General features: G+C 71.8%; 13 protein-coding genes. 7 read left to right on the top strand and 6 right to left on the bottom strand.

The window, feature by feature from the left end; translation table 11 throughout:
* Positions 1–118 precede the first annotated feature (118 nt).
* Positions 119–1,672, top strand: a complete 1,554-nt coding sequence (locus tag IEY95_RS11625; RefSeq protein ID WP_189185862.1) for an APC family permease — start codon at positions 119–121, stop codon at positions 1,670–1,672.
* Between the two features lie 17 nt (positions 1,673–1,689).
* Here the strand turns inward: IEY95_RS11625 and IEY95_RS11620 are convergent, their stop codons facing one another.
* The 6 genes from IEY95_RS11620 to IEY95_RS11595 all read right to left on the bottom strand — a co-directional run bounded on the left by IEY95_RS11620 (position 1,690) and on the right by IEY95_RS11595 (position 8,698).
* A complete protein-coding gene (locus IEY95_RS11620; protein ID WP_189185861.1) occupies positions 1,690–2,109 on the bottom strand; it encodes a hypothetical protein in 420 nt (139 codons plus the stop codon).
* A 131-nt stretch (positions 2,110–2,240) separates the two neighbouring features.
* A complete protein-coding gene (locus tag IEY95_RS11615; protein ID WP_229702817.1) occupies positions 2,241–4,358 on the bottom strand; it encodes an acetate--CoA ligase family protein in 2,118 nt (705 codons plus the stop codon).
* Positions 4,355–5,533, bottom strand: coding sequence for a glutamate dehydrogenase (locus IEY95_RS11610; protein ID WP_189185859.1), 1,179 nt, complete (start codon positions 5,531–5,533; stop codon positions 4,355–4,357). Before IEY95_RS11610 ends, IEY95_RS11615 begins: the two co-directional genes overlap by 4 nt.
* Positions 5,530–7,134 (bottom strand): thiamine pyrophosphate-binding protein, encoded by a 1,605-nt coding sequence (locus IEY95_RS11605; protein ID WP_189185858.1) that lies wholly within the window; start codon positions 7,132–7,134, stop codon positions 5,530–5,532. The genes IEY95_RS11610 and IEY95_RS11605 overlap by 4 nt, the downstream gene beginning before the upstream one ends.
* Positions 7,134–8,291, bottom strand: coding sequence for an acyl-CoA dehydrogenase family protein (locus IEY95_RS11600; protein ID WP_189185857.1), 1,158 nt, complete (start codon positions 8,289–8,291; stop codon positions 7,134–7,136). The genes IEY95_RS11605 and IEY95_RS11600 overlap by 1 nt, the downstream gene beginning before the upstream one ends.
* 62 nt (positions 8,292–8,353) lie before the next feature.
* Positions 8,354–8,698 (bottom strand): hypothetical protein, encoded by a 345-nt coding sequence (locus IEY95_RS11595; RefSeq protein WP_189185856.1) that lies wholly within the window; start codon positions 8,696–8,698, stop codon positions 8,354–8,356.
* A gap of 173 nt (positions 8,699–8,871) precedes the next feature.
* Here IEY95_RS11595 and IEY95_RS11590 point away from each other — a divergent pair, with 173 nt between their 5' ends.
* From IEY95_RS11590 to IEY95_RS11565, 6 genes are all read left to right on the top strand, one after another.
* Positions 8,872–10,089: an MBL fold metallo-hydrolase gene (locus IEY95_RS11590; protein ID WP_189185855.1), complete on the top strand. Its 1,218-nt coding sequence runs from the start codon at positions 8,872–8,874 to the stop codon at positions 10,087–10,089.
* 347 nt (positions 10,090–10,436) lie between these two features.
* Entirely contained in the window at positions 10,437–12,686 is a 2,250-nt protein-coding gene (locus IEY95_RS11585) for an ATP-binding protein (RefSeq protein WP_189185854.1), read from the top strand.
* Between the two features lie 68 nt (positions 12,687–12,754).
* Positions 12,755–13,189, top strand: a complete 435-nt coding sequence (locus IEY95_RS11580) for a roadblock/LC7 domain-containing protein (RefSeq protein WP_189185853.1) — start codon at positions 12,755–12,757, stop codon at positions 13,187–13,189.
* A gap of 2 nt (positions 13,190–13,191) precedes the next feature.
* Positions 13,192–13,563, top strand: coding sequence for a DUF742 domain-containing protein (locus tag IEY95_RS11575; RefSeq protein WP_189185852.1), 372 nt, complete (start codon positions 13,192–13,194; stop codon positions 13,561–13,563).
* Complete coding sequence (locus IEY95_RS11570; protein WP_189185851.1) at positions 13,541–14,140, top strand: GTP-binding protein; 600 nt, start codon at positions 13,541–13,543, stop codon at positions 14,138–14,140. Before IEY95_RS11575 ends, IEY95_RS11570 begins: the two co-directional genes overlap by 23 nt.
* On the top strand, positions 14,137–14,730 hold the full coding sequence (locus IEY95_RS11565) for a GAF domain-containing protein (RefSeq protein ID WP_189185850.1): 594 nt from the start codon (positions 14,137–14,139) through the stop codon (positions 14,728–14,730). Before IEY95_RS11570 ends, IEY95_RS11565 begins: the two co-directional genes overlap by 4 nt.
* The last annotated feature ends 171 nt before the right edge of the window (positions 14,731–14,901 follow it).

The following is a 14,901-nucleotide window of genomic DNA, read 5'->3' as shown; positions in this document are numbered from 1 at the left end:
GATGACTGCCCCGTCCGTACGTCCCTGTCCGCCCCGTCCGTACGTCGCTGTCTGCCCCGTCCGTACGCCCGATGTGTGCCCCGTCCGTACATCCCCGTACCGCCGCAGGAGTCCGCCCGTGACGCAAGCACCGAGCACCCCGAAGCCCCGGCCCGAACGCGATGCCCCCGACCTCTCCGAGGGCTGGGGCGAGCAGCGCTCCCGGCTGCGCAGGGATCTGCGCCGGCTCGATGTGCTGTTCTTCCTGATCTGCACCCTCGTCGGCCTCGACACGATCGGCTCGGTCGCGGCCCAAGGCCCGCAGGGGCTGACCTGGATGGCGATCCTCGCCCTGGTCTTCTTCCTGCCGTACGGCCTGTTGGTCGCCGAACTCGGCTCCGCCTTCCCGGTTCAGGGCGGCCCGTACGTCTGGACGCGGCTCGCCTTCGGACGGCTGACGGCCGGTGTGAACCAGCTCCTGTACTGGATCTCCAACCCGGTCTGGGTCGGCGGCAGTCTGTGCATCATCGCGCTGACGACCTGGGAGGAGTTCTTCACCCCGCTGCCGGGCGCGTGGAAGTACGCGGCCGGGCTGGCGTTCATCTGGGGCGGGGCGCTCGCGGTCGTCCAGTCGGTGCGGATCGGCAAGTGGGTGCCGATCGCGGGAGCCGTGGCCAGGATCGTGCTGCTCGGTTTCTTCCTCGTCTCGGTCGCCGTGTACGCGGCCCGGCACGGCGTCCACGCGCTGCCGGCCGGTGACTTCGCTCCCACGTATGCGGGCTTCGTCGCGCTCGTCCCCGTCCTGATCTTCAACTACGTCGGCTTCGAACTGCCCAGCTCGGCGGCGGAGGAGATGAAGAACCCACGCCGCGACATACCGCTGTCCATCCTGCGTTCGGGCCTCGCCGCACTCGTGCTCTACGGCGGACCCATCCTCGGCATCCTCTTCGTGCTGCCGGGCGAGCGGATCGGCAGCCTCGGCGGATTCATCGACGCCTGCAAGGCCGTGTTCACCGTCTACGGGGGATCGATCGCCGCGGACGGCACCGTCACGCTCACCGGGGCCGGGGCGGTCTTCGGCGGCATCGCGGCGGCCGGGCTCATCGTCGGTCTGCTCACCTCGGGTGTCACCTGGGCCATGGGTGCCCATCGCGCTCAGGCGGTGGCCTGCGCGGACGGGGCGGGACCGGCCTGGCTCGGGCACATCTCGGAGAAGCACGGCACCCCCGTCCGGGTGAACCTGCTCTCCGCCGTCCTCGCGTCCCTGCTCTTCGTGGTCGCGCTCAACCTCACGGGCGGCGACGGCGAGAAGTACTTCGCGGCGGGCCTCGGCCTGACCATCTGCACCACCTTCATCTCGTACGTCATCACCTTCCCGAGCCTCGCCGTGCTGCGCAGGAAGTACCCGTCCGTGCCCCGGCCCTACTCCGTGCCGGGCGGTCGCCTCGGCGTACGGCTCGTGAGCGGGCTGGCCACCGTGTTCGTCGCCTTCACCGTGGTGGTGCTGATCTGGCCCGGCTTCGGCGTCGGCTGGTTCGGCACGGCGGGCAGCGCCGCGGACTCGCTGCCGGAGTCCTTCGCCGGACAGCGGCTGCAGTACACGCTCAGTCAAGTGCTGCCGTTGGCGCTGTTCGTGGGCATCGGGCTCGCCTTCTACGCGGCGGGCGGGCGAACCCGCCGCGAGAAGGGCTGACCGAGGCTGCGAAGCGGTCAGTCGACGAACTGGTAGTCGACCTTGATGCGACCGTCCTCGTCGAGAACGAGGAACTCCAGGCCGCCGCCCGTCACCTGTCCTTCCCCGGTGTGGAAGGACTCCCAGCGGAACGTGATCACGTCACGCAACCGGCGGGCGGCCTCCTGGATCCTGAAGACGTACGTCCCCGGGGCCACGAACTCGTCGTAGGCGCGCGTCACGCGCGCGTGCAGCTCGTCGTGGCCGCGGGCCTCCAGGACGGCGGTGGGGAAACCGAGGCCCACCGCCCGCTCGTGCATCTCCTGGGGCGGTCGCAGTACATGCAGACCGTCCTCCGCCCACAGGTCCTGGACGGTCTTGCGGCGGATCTCGGGATCGGGCTCGTTCCAGATGCCTATGTAGCGCTCGATCAGGTCCTGTGCGTCGATGGCGGGCATGGTGCTCCTCGTGCGGGTCGGTACGCGAGCGATGACGTCGGCTCGGTAGCGGGGTTTCTGACGTCACCGACTCTGCTTCCGCCCGGCCCGTGCCTCAATTCCCCGCAGGGAATGGCCGTGGAACGGCCGCCCTATGCCAGCACTCCATGGGCGTCCAGGGCCACCGCGCCCCCCGGGTGCACAAGCAGCGGATTGATCTCCAGCTCGGCGAGTTCGGGGTGCTCGGCGGCGGCTCGGGCCACCGCGCACAGGGCGGCCGCCGCGGCTTCCAGATGGACCGGCGGCGCGCCGCGCCAGCCGGTCAGCAGCGGTGCGTGCCGCAGCTCCGTGAGCAGGGCACGCGCGCGTGCCGCGGTCAAGGGCGCCAGGGCGAGCGCGGTGTCGGCCAGCAGCTCCGCGGTGACCCCGCCGAGCCCCACCATCGCGACGGGGCCGAAGGCAGGGTCCCGGCGTACGCCGACGATCAGCTCATGGGCGTACGGAGGCGTCGCCATGGCCTCCACGGCGAAGCGCCGCGCACCGGTGGCCGCCCGCATCCGCAAGAACGCGGCGCGCAGCGCGTCCGCGTCGGCGAGGCCGAGGGCCACACCGCCCGCCTCGGTCTTGTGGGCGAGGCCCATGGCCTTGAGGACCAGCGGGTATGCGACGAGGTGCGCGGCGTCCACGGCCTCGTCGGCCGTCGTGACGAACCGGGCGGCGGGGAAGGTGAGTCCATAGGCGCAGAGCAGATCGCGGACGGTCTCGTAGGAGCCGTCGGACACGGGGGAAGTGGCTCTCCTCGTCGGTGCCGGGTCCATCGAGGGGCGCGTGAGGCGCGCGATCCCGGACAGTGCCGTCGCCGCCTGCTCGATGCGCTCGTAGACGGGGATGCCACGGCGGCGCAGTACGGCGAGCGCGGGCGTGTCACGGGCCATGGTGTGCACGACGAGGGCGCGGCCCGACTCACCCGCGGCGTCCGCGAGTTCGTCCGCGACCTCGCACTCACGCGCGGACTGCGCCGGGTTGGCGCTCGCGTAGTCCCCGAAGTACCCGGTCAGTACGACGGCGTCGGCGTCCCCTCCCAGCAGCAGAGCGCGGGCCACGCGCGCGTAGCTGCCGAGATCGGCCTCGCCGGCGCCCGCGAGGTCGACCGGGTTGCGGCATCCGGCTCCGGGCGGCAGCACCGCCGCGACCTCCTGCGTCGTACGTGCCGACAGCTCCGGCACTGCGAGGCCCCGCACTGCGAACGCGTCCGCGGCGAGGGCCCCTTGGCCGCCGCTGTCGCCGACCACGGCGACGCGGAACGATTCTGCTCCCCCGCGCGAGGCGATACCCGACGGTCGCTGTGAACCGGCGGTCGACACCGGATGGGGGGCGGCGGTCGACACCGGATGGGGGGCGGCGGTCGACAACAGACACAGTGCCGTGTCCACCAGCTCACCCGCCGACTCCAGCAACAACGCGCCCGCCTCCCGGCAGACGGCGGCGACCGTGGCGTACGGACTGACCAGGGCGCCGGTGTGGGAGGCGGCGGCACCGGTGGAGGCGGGGCTGCGGCCGACCGTCAGCAGGAGCACGGGCTTTCCGGCCGCGTGGGCCGCGGCGAGGGCGCGGGCGAGGCGACGGCCGTCGCGGAAGTCCTCGACGTACGCGGCGATGACACGCGTCGGCTCATGGGCGACCAGGGACTCCAGGGCGTCGGCCGCGTCGATGTCGCGCTGGTTCCCCAGGGAGACGAAGCGCGAGAATCCCTGTCCCGCGCGCGCGAGGAGTCGGCCGATCTCCAGGGCGAGGTTCCCGCTCTGCGAGACCAGACCGACGGAGCCCACCGGGAGCTCGCCCCAGCTGAGCCGGAGCTGCGTGGTCGTGTCGACGAGCCCCATGCAGTTGGGGCCGAGCAGCCGTGCCCCGCCGCCGGTCACCAGCTCGGCGAGCGCGCGCTCGTCGGCCGTGCCGCTGCCCGAGGTGATCACCGTGAAACAGCGGGCTCCGGCCGCGAGCCCTTCGGCGACGACAGGACGTACGAACGGGGCAGGCACCGCGACCACGACGTGCTCGGGCGCCTCGGGCAGGCCGGTCAGACGCGGCCGAAAGGGCACGCCGTCGAGCGCCCCGCCGCGCTGGTTCACCAGATGCACCGCCCTGCGGTCGCGCCCGGAAAGAGCGCCCTTCGCCAGCCAGTAGCCCCACTTGGCGGGGTTGTCGGAGGCACCGACCACGGCCACCGAGCGTGGGTCGAAAAGGGCGTGCAGTGGTGATTCGTCCGTCACCTGTACCACCCGAACCGCTCCGCGATCACCGGCAGCCGGTCGCTGACGATGGCATGCGCGGCAGCCCGCGCCGTCGTCCCGTCGGCCTCCGCTCGGGCCAGCATCTGGTCGATGAGGGCACGCATGGAGCGCCGCGTGTACGCGAACGCCTCGTCGGCGTCGGCGCCGATGTCGCCGAACAGCGTCCACCACCACCAGGCGTTCGTCCCGGAGTTGACCACCACGTCCGGCAGCACGGTGACCCCGCGCCCGGCGAGCAGCTCCTCCGCCTCCGCCAGGACGGGCATGTTGGCCGCCTCGACGATCCAGCGGGCGGTGATCCGCCGCTGGTTCGCGGCGTCGATCGTGTACGAGACCGCCGCGGGCACCAGCACCTCCGCGTCGGCGGCCAGCCAGGCGTCGCCGGGGAGTTCACGGTCGTCGGGGCGCAGCACCGAGCGGTCGACCGTCCCGTACGCGTCGCGGGCGGCCAGCAGCGCGTCGACGTCGAGGCCCGCCGGGTTGGCGATCGTGCCCTTGATGTCGGCGACGGCCACGACCTTCAGCCCCGCGCGCGCGAGGAAGCGAGCCGTGGCGCCGCCCATGGTGCCGAGGCCCTGCACGGCGGCGCGCGTCCCCTTGTACGCCACCCCGGCCCGGTCCAGGGCGGCGAGCACCGACTCGGCGACTCCGCAGCCGCCGACCAGCTCGTCGAGGCCGATGCCGTCCACCTCGACGGCGAAGGCGTCCGCGAGCCGCCGCCGTGCCGTCGCCTCGTCGTCGAGCAGCGGGTACACGGCCTGGATGGATGAGACGAGCCCCGCCTCCTCGGCGGCCCGGTCGACCAGGTCCTGGGTGAGGCCGAGGTCCTCACCCGTGGTCCAGAAGCTCTCGATGTACGGGCGCATGGCGCGCAGATAGCGCACCAGAAGGCCGTACGCCGCCGGGTCCTGGGGATCGCAGTCGATACCGCCCTTGGCGCCGCCCAACGGGATGTAGCGGCCCTCGGGGTTGTAGTGCAGGGCCTCCTTCATGGTCATGCCGCGGGCGAGCCCGGCGACCTCCTCCAGCGTGCAGCCGGGCCGCATCCGCAGACCACCGCTGGAGACGCCTCGCACGAGCCGGTCGACGACGAGGAAGCCCTGGCGGCCGGTGACATGGTCCGTCCAGGTGAGCGTCATCAGGGGGGCGGTCATGGGGTCTCCTCGGGGATGGCGATCAGAGTGGGGCCGGGGGTGTGCAGTGCCTCGGTGAGTGCGGCGGCCAGCTCGTCCGGTCCGCACGCGCGCGTGCCCTGTCCTCCGTAGGCGCGGGCCAGGGCGGGCAGGTCGACCGGTGCGAGGTCGACCGCCGTGGGGCTCTCGCCCCGGGCGGTCATCTCGTCGCGGATCTCGCCATAGCCGCCGTTGTCGAACACCACGACGGGCAGCGGGAGTTCCAGCTGTGCCGCGGTCGCCAGCTCCTGAACCGTGAACTGGAGGCCACCGTCCCCGCCGAGCGCCACCACCTGACGATCCGGCTGCGCCACTTTGGCGCCGATCGCCGCGGGCAGCGCGTAGCCGAGTGTGCCGAAGCCGGTCGGGTGAAGATAGCGGCCCTCCGGGCCGAGCGGGAGATGGGGGAGCGCTCCGTAGTAGCAGCACTGGGAGCTGTCCGAGGTGATGACGGCGTCGTCGGCGAGGACGGAACGGATCGCCCGGAGGTACGGGATCCAGCGTGCGTCACGTTCGGCGGTCTCGGCGTCGCGGGCGGCCCGCAGGGCGCTCACTTCTCCGAGGGGGTCGTCGTCGGCCGCCGCGCGCGCGTGCCCCCGTATGCGGGAAAGGAGCGCCTTCAAGCAGACGCTCGCGTCGCCGACGACAGCGACGTCCGCGGGCAGGCCGGCGTACATCTGGTCCGGGTCCAGGTCGACGCGGATCAGGGGGCCGTTCAGGGCGGGAGGCGGGGACCACAGATCGGACTCCGCGAGTTCGGTGCCGACGGCGAGTACGGCGTCGCGCTCGGTCAGCCAGCTCTGGACGGACGGGCTGTGCAGCGAGACCCCGAGCGACAGCGGGTGCGTCTCGGGCACGATCCCCTTGCCGTTGGCCGTGGTGACGACGGGGGCGCCCAGCTCCTGTGCGAGAGCGAGGCAGGAGGCCCTCGCGCCCCGCGCCCCGCCCCCGAGCACGAGCGCCGGACGGTGCGCGCGGCCGAGGACTTCGGAGGCCTTTCGTACGGCGTCGGCGTCGGGTGCCAGGGGCGCGACGCGCGGCGTGCTGCGAACGGGACCGGTCTCCTCGACGGCCTCCAGCAGGTCGAGCGGCACCTCGATGTGCACCGGCCGTGGTCGCCGCGTACGGAACAGCGTGAAGGCCCGGGCGACCGCGGCATCGATCTCCGCGACCGAGGACACCCGGTGACTGAACGCGGCCACGCCGCGCAGCGCCTCGGTCTGGCTGCGCATCTCGTGCAGCAGACCGGTCGCGAGCCGCGGGTGGCGCAGCGGCATCCCCGGCGAGAGGACCAGCAGTGGCACGCTGTCCGAGTACGCCTGCCCGACGGCGGCCGCCGCGTTCAGCAGCGCGGGCCCGGTCGTCGTGATCACGACCCCCGGGCGGTGCGTCACCCGCGCGTAGCCGTCGGCGGCGTATCCCGCGCCCTGCTCGTGGCGTGGCAGAACATGCCGGATGCCGTACGCGGACAGGTGACGGTAGATCTCCAGGTTGTGGGTGCCGGGGATGCCGAAGACCTGGGTCACGGCGTGTGCGCCCAGGGCGCGGACGAGTGCCTCACCACCGGTGATCGCGTCGGCCATCACAGGCTCCGTGAGATGACGAGCCGCATGATGTCCGAGGTGCCCTCTTCGATCTCCTCCAGCTTGGCGTCGCGCATCCACTGCTCGACCGGGAACTCCCGTGAGTAGCCCCAGCCGCCGAGCGTCTGAACGGCCGCCCAGGTGCAGTACGCGGCGGTCTCGGATGCCGTCAGCTTGGCCATCGCCGCCTCGGCCGTCGCGTTCAGACCGGCATCCAGTCGCTTCGCGGCCCGCCAGGTCATCAGCCGGGCCTGCTCCACACGCGTACGCATGTCGGCCAGACGGAACGCCACCGCCTGGTGCTCGATGATCGGCTTGCCGAACTGCCTCCGCTCGCGGGCGTAGTCGCGCGCGTACTCGTACGCGGCCCGTGCCACGCCCGTCGCGGCGGCGCCCAGTACCGTGCGCGAGATGTCGAAGGTCCGCATCAGCCCGTGGAACCCTTCGCCCTCCGCTCCGAGCCGGTGCTCCTCGGGGACGTACGCGTTGTCGAAGAAGATCTCCCGGCAGACGATGGCGCGCTGCCCCATCTTGCGCATGGGCTCTCCGAAGGAGACGCCTTCGGTGTCCTTGCGCAACAGGAACGCGCTGACCCCGTCGGCGCGCCGGGTGGGGTCGGTCTTGGCGAACACGACGTACTGCTCGGCCTCGCCCGCGTTCGAGATCCACGCCTTCTGCCCGTTCAGGCGGTAGCCGCCAGGGGTGCGGTGCGCCGTGGTGACGATCGACGCGGCGTCGGAGCCGGCACCCGGCTCGGTGGTCGCCAGGGACGTCATCGGGGTGTCGGGGCCGGTGAGCGGGGTCAGCCACTCCCGCTTCTGCTCCTCGCTGCCGAGCTCCAGCACCGGGTCGGCGAAGAAGCCGTTCGAGCAGAGCAGGTTGCCGATGCCGAGGTCACCCACGCACAGCTCCTCCTGCACCAGGGCCTGGGTGAACACGTCGGTGAAGCCGCCCCCGCCGAACTCCTCGGGCAGCATGAAGCCGGTGATCCCCACCTTGGCCGCCTTGCGCCACAGGTCCCACGGCGTCTCGACGTCCGCCTCGTCGACGCCGCGCGCGCGTGGACGGATCTCCTCTCGCGCGAACGCACGCGTCAGCTCCACGATGTCGCGCTGTTCCGCGCTGAGCGGGACCAGCTCGGTGGGGAGGTCGGACACGGTGCCTCCAGATGCGGACGGAGCGGCGTGGCCGACGGGGCCACTGGGCAGTTACTGAATCATCAGTCAGTATCGGAAGCGGCGCGGGTCTCTGTCAACGTACTGAACGGATCATCAGTAGCGGGTGTCCTCGGGTGCCCCCTGCGCGACTCGTCGGACGCACTCCACTCGCGGCGGGGGTGGTGGGCGAGGACGCGGCCGTACCGTCGGCGAACACCCTCGCGCCGGTCGTTCGCGAACCGCACCGCGCCGGGGTCGTTCGCGAACCGCACCGCGCCCGGATCGTTCGCGAACCGCACCGCGCCCGGGTCGTTGGCGAACCGCACCGTGCCCGGGTCGTTCGCGAACCACACCGCGCCCGGGTCGTTGGCGAACCGCACCGTGCCCGGGTCGTTCGCGAACCACACCGCGCTCGGATCGTTCGCGTATCACTCCATGACGCGGAAGAAGAACGCGTGCCATGGAGTTGGAGGAGTAAAGACCATGGAGTCGCGGACATCGGGCTGTGACAGGGCCGACCCGGCGCTGTCAGAGGCGGCGACCATAATGGACCACCTGACTGACTCCACCTGGAGGTACCGTGACCGGATTCCGTACCCTGAGCTCCGGGCTCCGCTCGCTGCGGCCCGCCGCCTTCGGCGCGGATCCTGGTGGTGAGCGGCTGGAGCGCATTCGCCGATCGCCGAACTTCGCGGACGGTGTCTTCAAGAACCCGGAGAGTGCCCGGATCCGCCCCGACGGCTCCATGGTCGAGTTCGCGAAGGTCTACTTCCGCAAGGAGGAGCGCGTCCACCGCGCCCCCGCCGGCACGGTGCCGGTGCACGCGACGACGCTCGCCGACCTGGCCAAGCCGGCGGCGAGCGGGCTGCGGCTCACCTGGATGGGACACTCCAGCGTCCTCGCGGAGATCGACGGGCACCGGGTGCTCTTCGACCCGGTCTGGGGCGAGCGCTGCTCCCCGTTCAACTTTGTCGGGCCCAAGCGGCTGCACCCGGTGCCCCTGCCGCTGGCCGAGCTGGGCCCGGTCGACGTCGTCGTCATCTCGCACGACCACTACGACCACCTCGACCTGCCCACCATCAAGGCCCTGGCCGACACGGACACGGTGTTCGCGGTGCCGCTCGGCGTCGGCGCCCACCTGGAGCACTGGGGTGTCCCGGCCGACCGGCTGCGCGAGCTGGACTGGAACGAGTCGACGAAGATCGGCGGAATCTCCCTGACCGCCACACCGGCGCGCCACTTCTGCGGCCGCGGTCTGCGCAACGCGCAGCACACCCTCTGGGCCTCCTGGGCCGTAACGGGTGACGAGCACCGGATCTACCACAGCGGTGACACCGGCTATTTCGAGGGGTTCAAGGACATCGGCGCCGAGCACGGCCCGTTCGACGCCACGATGATCCAGATCGGCGCGTACAGCGAGTTCTGGCCCGACATCCACATGACGCCCGAGGAGGGCATGCGCGCCCACCTGGACCTCCAGGGCGGCCGGCCCTCCGGAGTGATGCTGCCGATCCACTGGGCCACGTTCAACCTGGCGACCCACCCCTGGGCGGAGCCGGGCGAGGGGACGATGGCCGCCGCGCACGCGGCCGGTGCGCGTGTCGCGGTGCCCCGCCCCGGCGAGCCCTTCGAGCCCACGGCCGAGACCGTCCCGTCCGAGCCCTGGTGGCGGGATGTGGCCCTCCCGCCGGCGGGAGGGTGGCCCACCCTGGAGAAGCCGGTCGCCGACACACCGGGTGACATCGCCGACGGCTCGACGGAGGGCTCCGGAGAGCCGGAGGCAGTGCCCGCGGGCTGATTTTCCGGTCGACGGCGAGGGCCGGGGAGCACATCGCTCCCCGGCCCTCGCCGTTTGTTTGCGACCGCTTCTGACCAGCTTCGATCGGGTCGATGTTCCGTTGGAACGCCTGTCCGATGGAGTTATCGGTCTGTCGTACGACGCCTCATACCAGAGCGGGACGCTGTCCGTGGGACTTTGTCAACTGCCCACCGCACATGATGGATTGGCGACTACTGTCAGTTGCCGTCGGGCGACGCAGGGCCGAATTTTTCGGCTCTCTCTACCGGCACCGCGATGCCGCACGCCCGAGTCGCGCAGTCCCGCGGGAGCCCTCGCGCTCCCGACGCCCCAGTACGAGGACCCAGATGTCTCACCTTCGCGCACCGGCCGCACGCGCAGACCGCCGTGAGGGCGGGCGGCACGGGCGACCGGTCGCCCACACCGCCCCCTCGCTGCCCGAGACCCACCTGCGGCCCCAGTTGCTGCGCCTGGCGGTCCTGCCGCCGATCGCGGTGGCCCTCAGCGCGTGCGCGGCCGTACTGTTCACCGTCCGCTCCACCGGTGCCCGGCCCGGCCTCATCCTGTGGGCCGTCCTCGCGGGAGCCGTGGGCGTGGCCCTGGCCGGCATCCTGATCGCCGCCGTGGCAGCCGACCGCGCCGCCAAGTCCGTACGGGAGCGACTGGGCGCCCTGCGCCGCACCAGCGCTCGGACGGAGACCGACCTGCGCGCCCTCGTCGAAGGGCTGCGCCGGGGCGAGAGCCCGCCCGCGCGCAAGGCACGCCGCCAACCCCCGGCGGACGCCGACGACTTCGAACTGCTCGCCGCCGACCTCTCCCGCGCCCACGACGGTGCCGTCGCGGCCGTCGTGCAGGCCGCGCAGCTCTCCAGCCAGGCGGGCAGCGAACAGAAGGTCGAGGTCTTCGTCAATCTGGCCCGGCGGCTGCAGTCCCTCGTGCACCGCGAGATCTCGATCCTCGACGAGCTGGAGAACGAGATCGAGGACCCGGACCTGCTCAAGGGTCTCTTCCACGTCGACCACCTCGCCACCCGCATCCGCCGCCACGCCGAGAACCTCGCCGTGCTCGGCGGCGCCGTCTCGCGCCGTCAGTGGAGCAACCCCGTCTCCATGACCGAGGTGCTGCGGTCCGCGATCGCCGAGGTCGAGCAGTACTCGCGGGTCAAGCTGGTGCCCCCGATCGACGGCACCCTGCGCGGGCACGCGGTCGCCGACGTCATCCACCTGCTGGCCGAACTCGTCGAGAACGCCACGGTGTTCTCGGCCCCGCACACCCAAGTGCTGCTCCGCGTCAACCTCGTCACCTCCGGGCTCGCCGTCGAGGTGGAGGACCGAGGCCTCGGCATGCCCCTGGGCGAGCAGAACAAGATGAACGCCCTGCTCGCCGACCCCGACCAGGTCAATGTCGCCAGCCTCCTGCAGGACGGGCGCATCGGCCTGTTCGTGGTCTCGCAGCTTGCCCGGCGGCACGGCATCCACGTCAGGCTGCAGACCAACATCTACGGCGGTGTCCAGGCCGTACTCGTCGTGCCGCAGGGGCTGTTGGGCACGACGCCTGGCGCTCTCGGGGACGTGGCCCAGGGGCAGCCTCAGGAGACGCCCGGGGGGCGGCGCCCACCCGCGAGACCGCAGGCCACGCAGGCCACGCAGGCGACGCAGGCGGCGACGGCGCCCACGTCGCCCGGAAGCCGGGCGATGCCCTCCGTGCCACGTCAGTTCCAGCGAGAGCAGGCACCCCCGCGTGCGGTGCCGGGCGCGTCGGTCGCGGGCGGTGGCGGTCCCGCGCCGCTCCCCGTGCGCGGTACCCACGGGGAGCGGCCCAACCCGGCGGAGGCACTGCCCGGCATCCGCCCCGAGGACCGGCGCATCGCCACGGAGAGCGCGGCCATGCCGCCCACGCCGCGAGGCGGCACCGTCCGCGGCACCATGGGCAAGCCCCAACTGCCCAGGCGGCGCGCCCAGGAGCACATCGCGCCCCAACTGCGCGACGGGCCGGCACCCCGCCAGGACACGGAGTACGTCGTCGGCCACGACCCGGGTCTCATGGCGGCGTTCCAGCGCGGCATCGGCCTTGCGGAGGCGGCCCAGGCGGAGACGGAACGCATGCAGGCGTCATCCCTGCGGACGCCGTCGCCCAGCGACCGTGCGCACCTGGATCCGGTGCGTACGGATGAGTTGCCGCCCCTGCAAGTGGTCAGGGTGGATGGGCCGCCCGGGGGCGGCACCCACGCCGAGAGTGCGCACATGGACAACGCGCACATGGACAACGGGCACGGGGACAACGCCCACATGGAGCGACCGCACATGGAGCGACCGCACATGGAGCGCCCACGGCCGCACACGGAGCGACCGCACCTGGACGTACTGCGCATGGACGGCATGGCCCAGCTCGACGGTTCGCCGTCCGACGGCGCCCCCTCCAGCGGCGCGGACCCCATGGGCGTACGGCCGATGGACGGAGCGCCCGCGGCGCACATAGCCGAAACGCACTCGGCGCACGCGCCGGCGCCGCACGAGGCGCAGGGGACACGGGACACCATGCCCGCGCCCGGACACGACCACACTGCCCGGCACGACGGGAGCACACCGGCCGGATGACCACCCCCCTCACCACCCCCACCCCCTGCGCTCCCGCAGGCATTCGTACTTCAAGGAGTCGATCCACCATGGCGAGCGATGCGCCGACCGGCCATGTATCCGATCTCGACTGGCTGATGAGCGGCCTCGTACAGCGCGTGCCGCACACCACAAGCGCGGTACTTCTGTCCTGCGACGGGCTCGTGAAGTCGGTTCACGGCCTCGACCCGGACAGCGCCGACCACATGGCGGCGCTGGCCTCCGGCCTCTACTCCCTCGGACGCAGCGCGGGCGTCCGCTTCGGGGACGGAGGCGACGTACGGCAGGTCGTCGTCGAACTCGACTCGACGCTGTTGTTCGTGTCCACCGCGGGCTCCGGCACCTGTCTCGCCGTGCTCGCCGGACGCGAGGCCGACGCGGCGGTGCTCGGCTACGAGATGGCCATGCTCGTCAAGAGCGTCCGGCCGTACTTGATGACCGCGCCCCGGCAGCCCTCCGTCGAACCCTCGGCGATGAGGCCTTGAGCGTGGCCGCGGCCGGCGACGGGCCTTGGCTCGACGACGCTGCCGGGCGCCTGGTACGCCCCTACACGGTCAGCAACGGCCGGACCCGGCCCACGACCGCGCTCGACCTCCTGTCCCAGGTCATGGCCACCGGAGCCACGCCCCTCGGCTACCTCGGCCCCGAGCACACCCAGGCACTCGAACGATGCCGTGCCCCCGTCTCGGTCGCGGAGATCGCCGCCCATCTGAAGCTGCCCGCGGCGGTCACCAAGGTGCTGCTCTCCGATCTCGTCGACTGCGGGGCGCTCACCACCAAGCCACCGTCCTTCCACCACAACCCCACTGACCGGTCTCTTCTGGAGGCAGTGCTCGATGGACTACGACGACAGCTCTGACCCCTTCCCCACCGCACTGAAGATCCTGGTGGCGGGAGGGTTCGGGGTCGGCAAGACAACCCTCGTCGGCGCGGTGAGCGAGATCGCGCCGCTCAGCACGGAGGAGCTGCTTACCACGGTCAGCGCGGCGACCGACAGTCTCGACGGCATCGAGAACAAGGTCGAAACCACGGTGGCCATGGACTTCGGCCGCATCACGCTCGATCCGGAACACGTGCTGTATCTGTTCGGTACGCCCGGGCAGGAGCGCTTCTGGTTCATGTGGGACGAGCTCTCCGAGGGTGCGTTGGGCGCGGTGATCCTCGCCGACACCCGCCGCCTGGAGGACTGCTTCGCGGCCGTCGACTTTTTCGAGCAGCGGGGCCTCGGATTCATCGTCGCGGTCAACGAGTTCGACGGCTCCTACCGCTACGACCCGGAGGAGGTGCGGGCGGCCATCGACCTCGACCCCGAGATCCCCGTCGTGCGCTGCGACGCCCGGATCTCCAGCTCGGGCGTGCAGACCCTGCTCACCCTGGTCCGCCATCTCATCGCCCACGCGCCCGCACACAGCCCAAGTCACGGAGCCCGTACATGAGTTACGATCCGCCGCGTCCGGCAGGTCGCCTGCTGCTGACCCCGGAGGACAAGGACGCTCCGGCCCGGGTGCGGCGATTGCGCCGACTGGGGCTCGGGGAGCGCGCGGAACCGGCCCTGGACGCGTTCGCGAACCGGCTCGCCGAGGTGGCCGCGGTGCCGTACTCGATGGTCAACTTCATCGACGAGAACCGGCAGTTCTTCGCGGGCCTGCACACCCCGGACGGCGGCGGCCCGGGCGTCGTGCCGCCCGGGGCCGACACCGGGGACGGCACCGTCCCCGAGGTGGGCCGCTACATGGCACGCGACTACGGCTTCTGCCCCTATGTGGTGGTCCGGCGCAGGGCGCTGGTCCTGGAGGACGTCTGCGACTACCCACGCTTCGCCGGGAACCCTGTCGTCGACGAGATCGGCATCCGTTCCTACCTCGGCGCCCCGCTGATCGACCGCACGGGCATCGCCCTCGGCACGGTCTGCGTCGTGGACGTCGAGCCGCGCCCGTGGGGAAGGGCAGGCCTGGAGACCATCAAGTCGCTGGCGGCGGAGCTGGTCGAGCAGATCGAACTGCGGGAGGGGGGCCGGGGGCTCTGAGCACATGCCGGGCAGTCGGCGTCCGGCCTTGGTGAGTGTGATGCGCCCACATGGGACGCAGGTAAAGCATGTCCCCGTATTCGTACTCCGATGTCCACGGGAGGTTGACCCAGGCCCTGCGGAGGAACGCTGTGCCCGAACCTGCTCGACGCCACATGGAGACACCCATGG

Source organism: Streptomyces albiflavescens (genome assembly GCF_014645835.1).
In the GTDB taxonomy this organism is placed as follows: Bacteria; Actinomycetota; Actinomycetes; order Streptomycetales; family Streptomycetaceae; genus Streptomyces; species Streptomyces albiflavescens.
This window is presented reverse-complemented; position numbering and strand designations above follow the sequence as displayed.

Bases quoted from the DNA above. Each gene is read 5' to 3' on its own strand.
- IEY95_RS11605 (WP_189185858.1), bottom strand. From the start codon at position 7,134: ATGGCCGACGCGATCACCGGTGGTGAGGCACTCGTCCGCGCCCTGGGC.
- IEY95_RS11610 (WP_189185859.1), bottom strand. From the start codon at position 5,533: ATGACCGCCCCCCTGATGACGCTCACCTGGACGGACCATGTCACCGGC.
- IEY95_RS11620 (WP_189185861.1), bottom strand. From the start codon at position 2,109: ATGCCCGCCATCGACGCACAGGACCTGATCGAGCGCTACATAGGCATC.
- IEY95_RS11570 (WP_189185851.1), top strand. From the start codon at position 13,541: ATGGACTACGACGACAGCTCTGACCCCTTCCCCACCGCACTGAAGATC.
- IEY95_RS11565 (WP_189185850.1), top strand. From the start codon at position 14,137: ATGAGTTACGATCCGCCGCGTCCGGCAGGTCGCCTGCTGCTGACCCCG.
- IEY95_RS11580 (WP_189185853.1), top strand. From the start codon at position 12,755: ATGGCGAGCGATGCGCCGACCGGCCATGTATCCGATCTCGACTGGCTG.
- IEY95_RS11585 (WP_189185854.1), top strand. From the start codon at position 10,437: ATGTCTCACCTTCGCGCACCGGCCGCACGCGCAGACCGCCGTGAGGGC.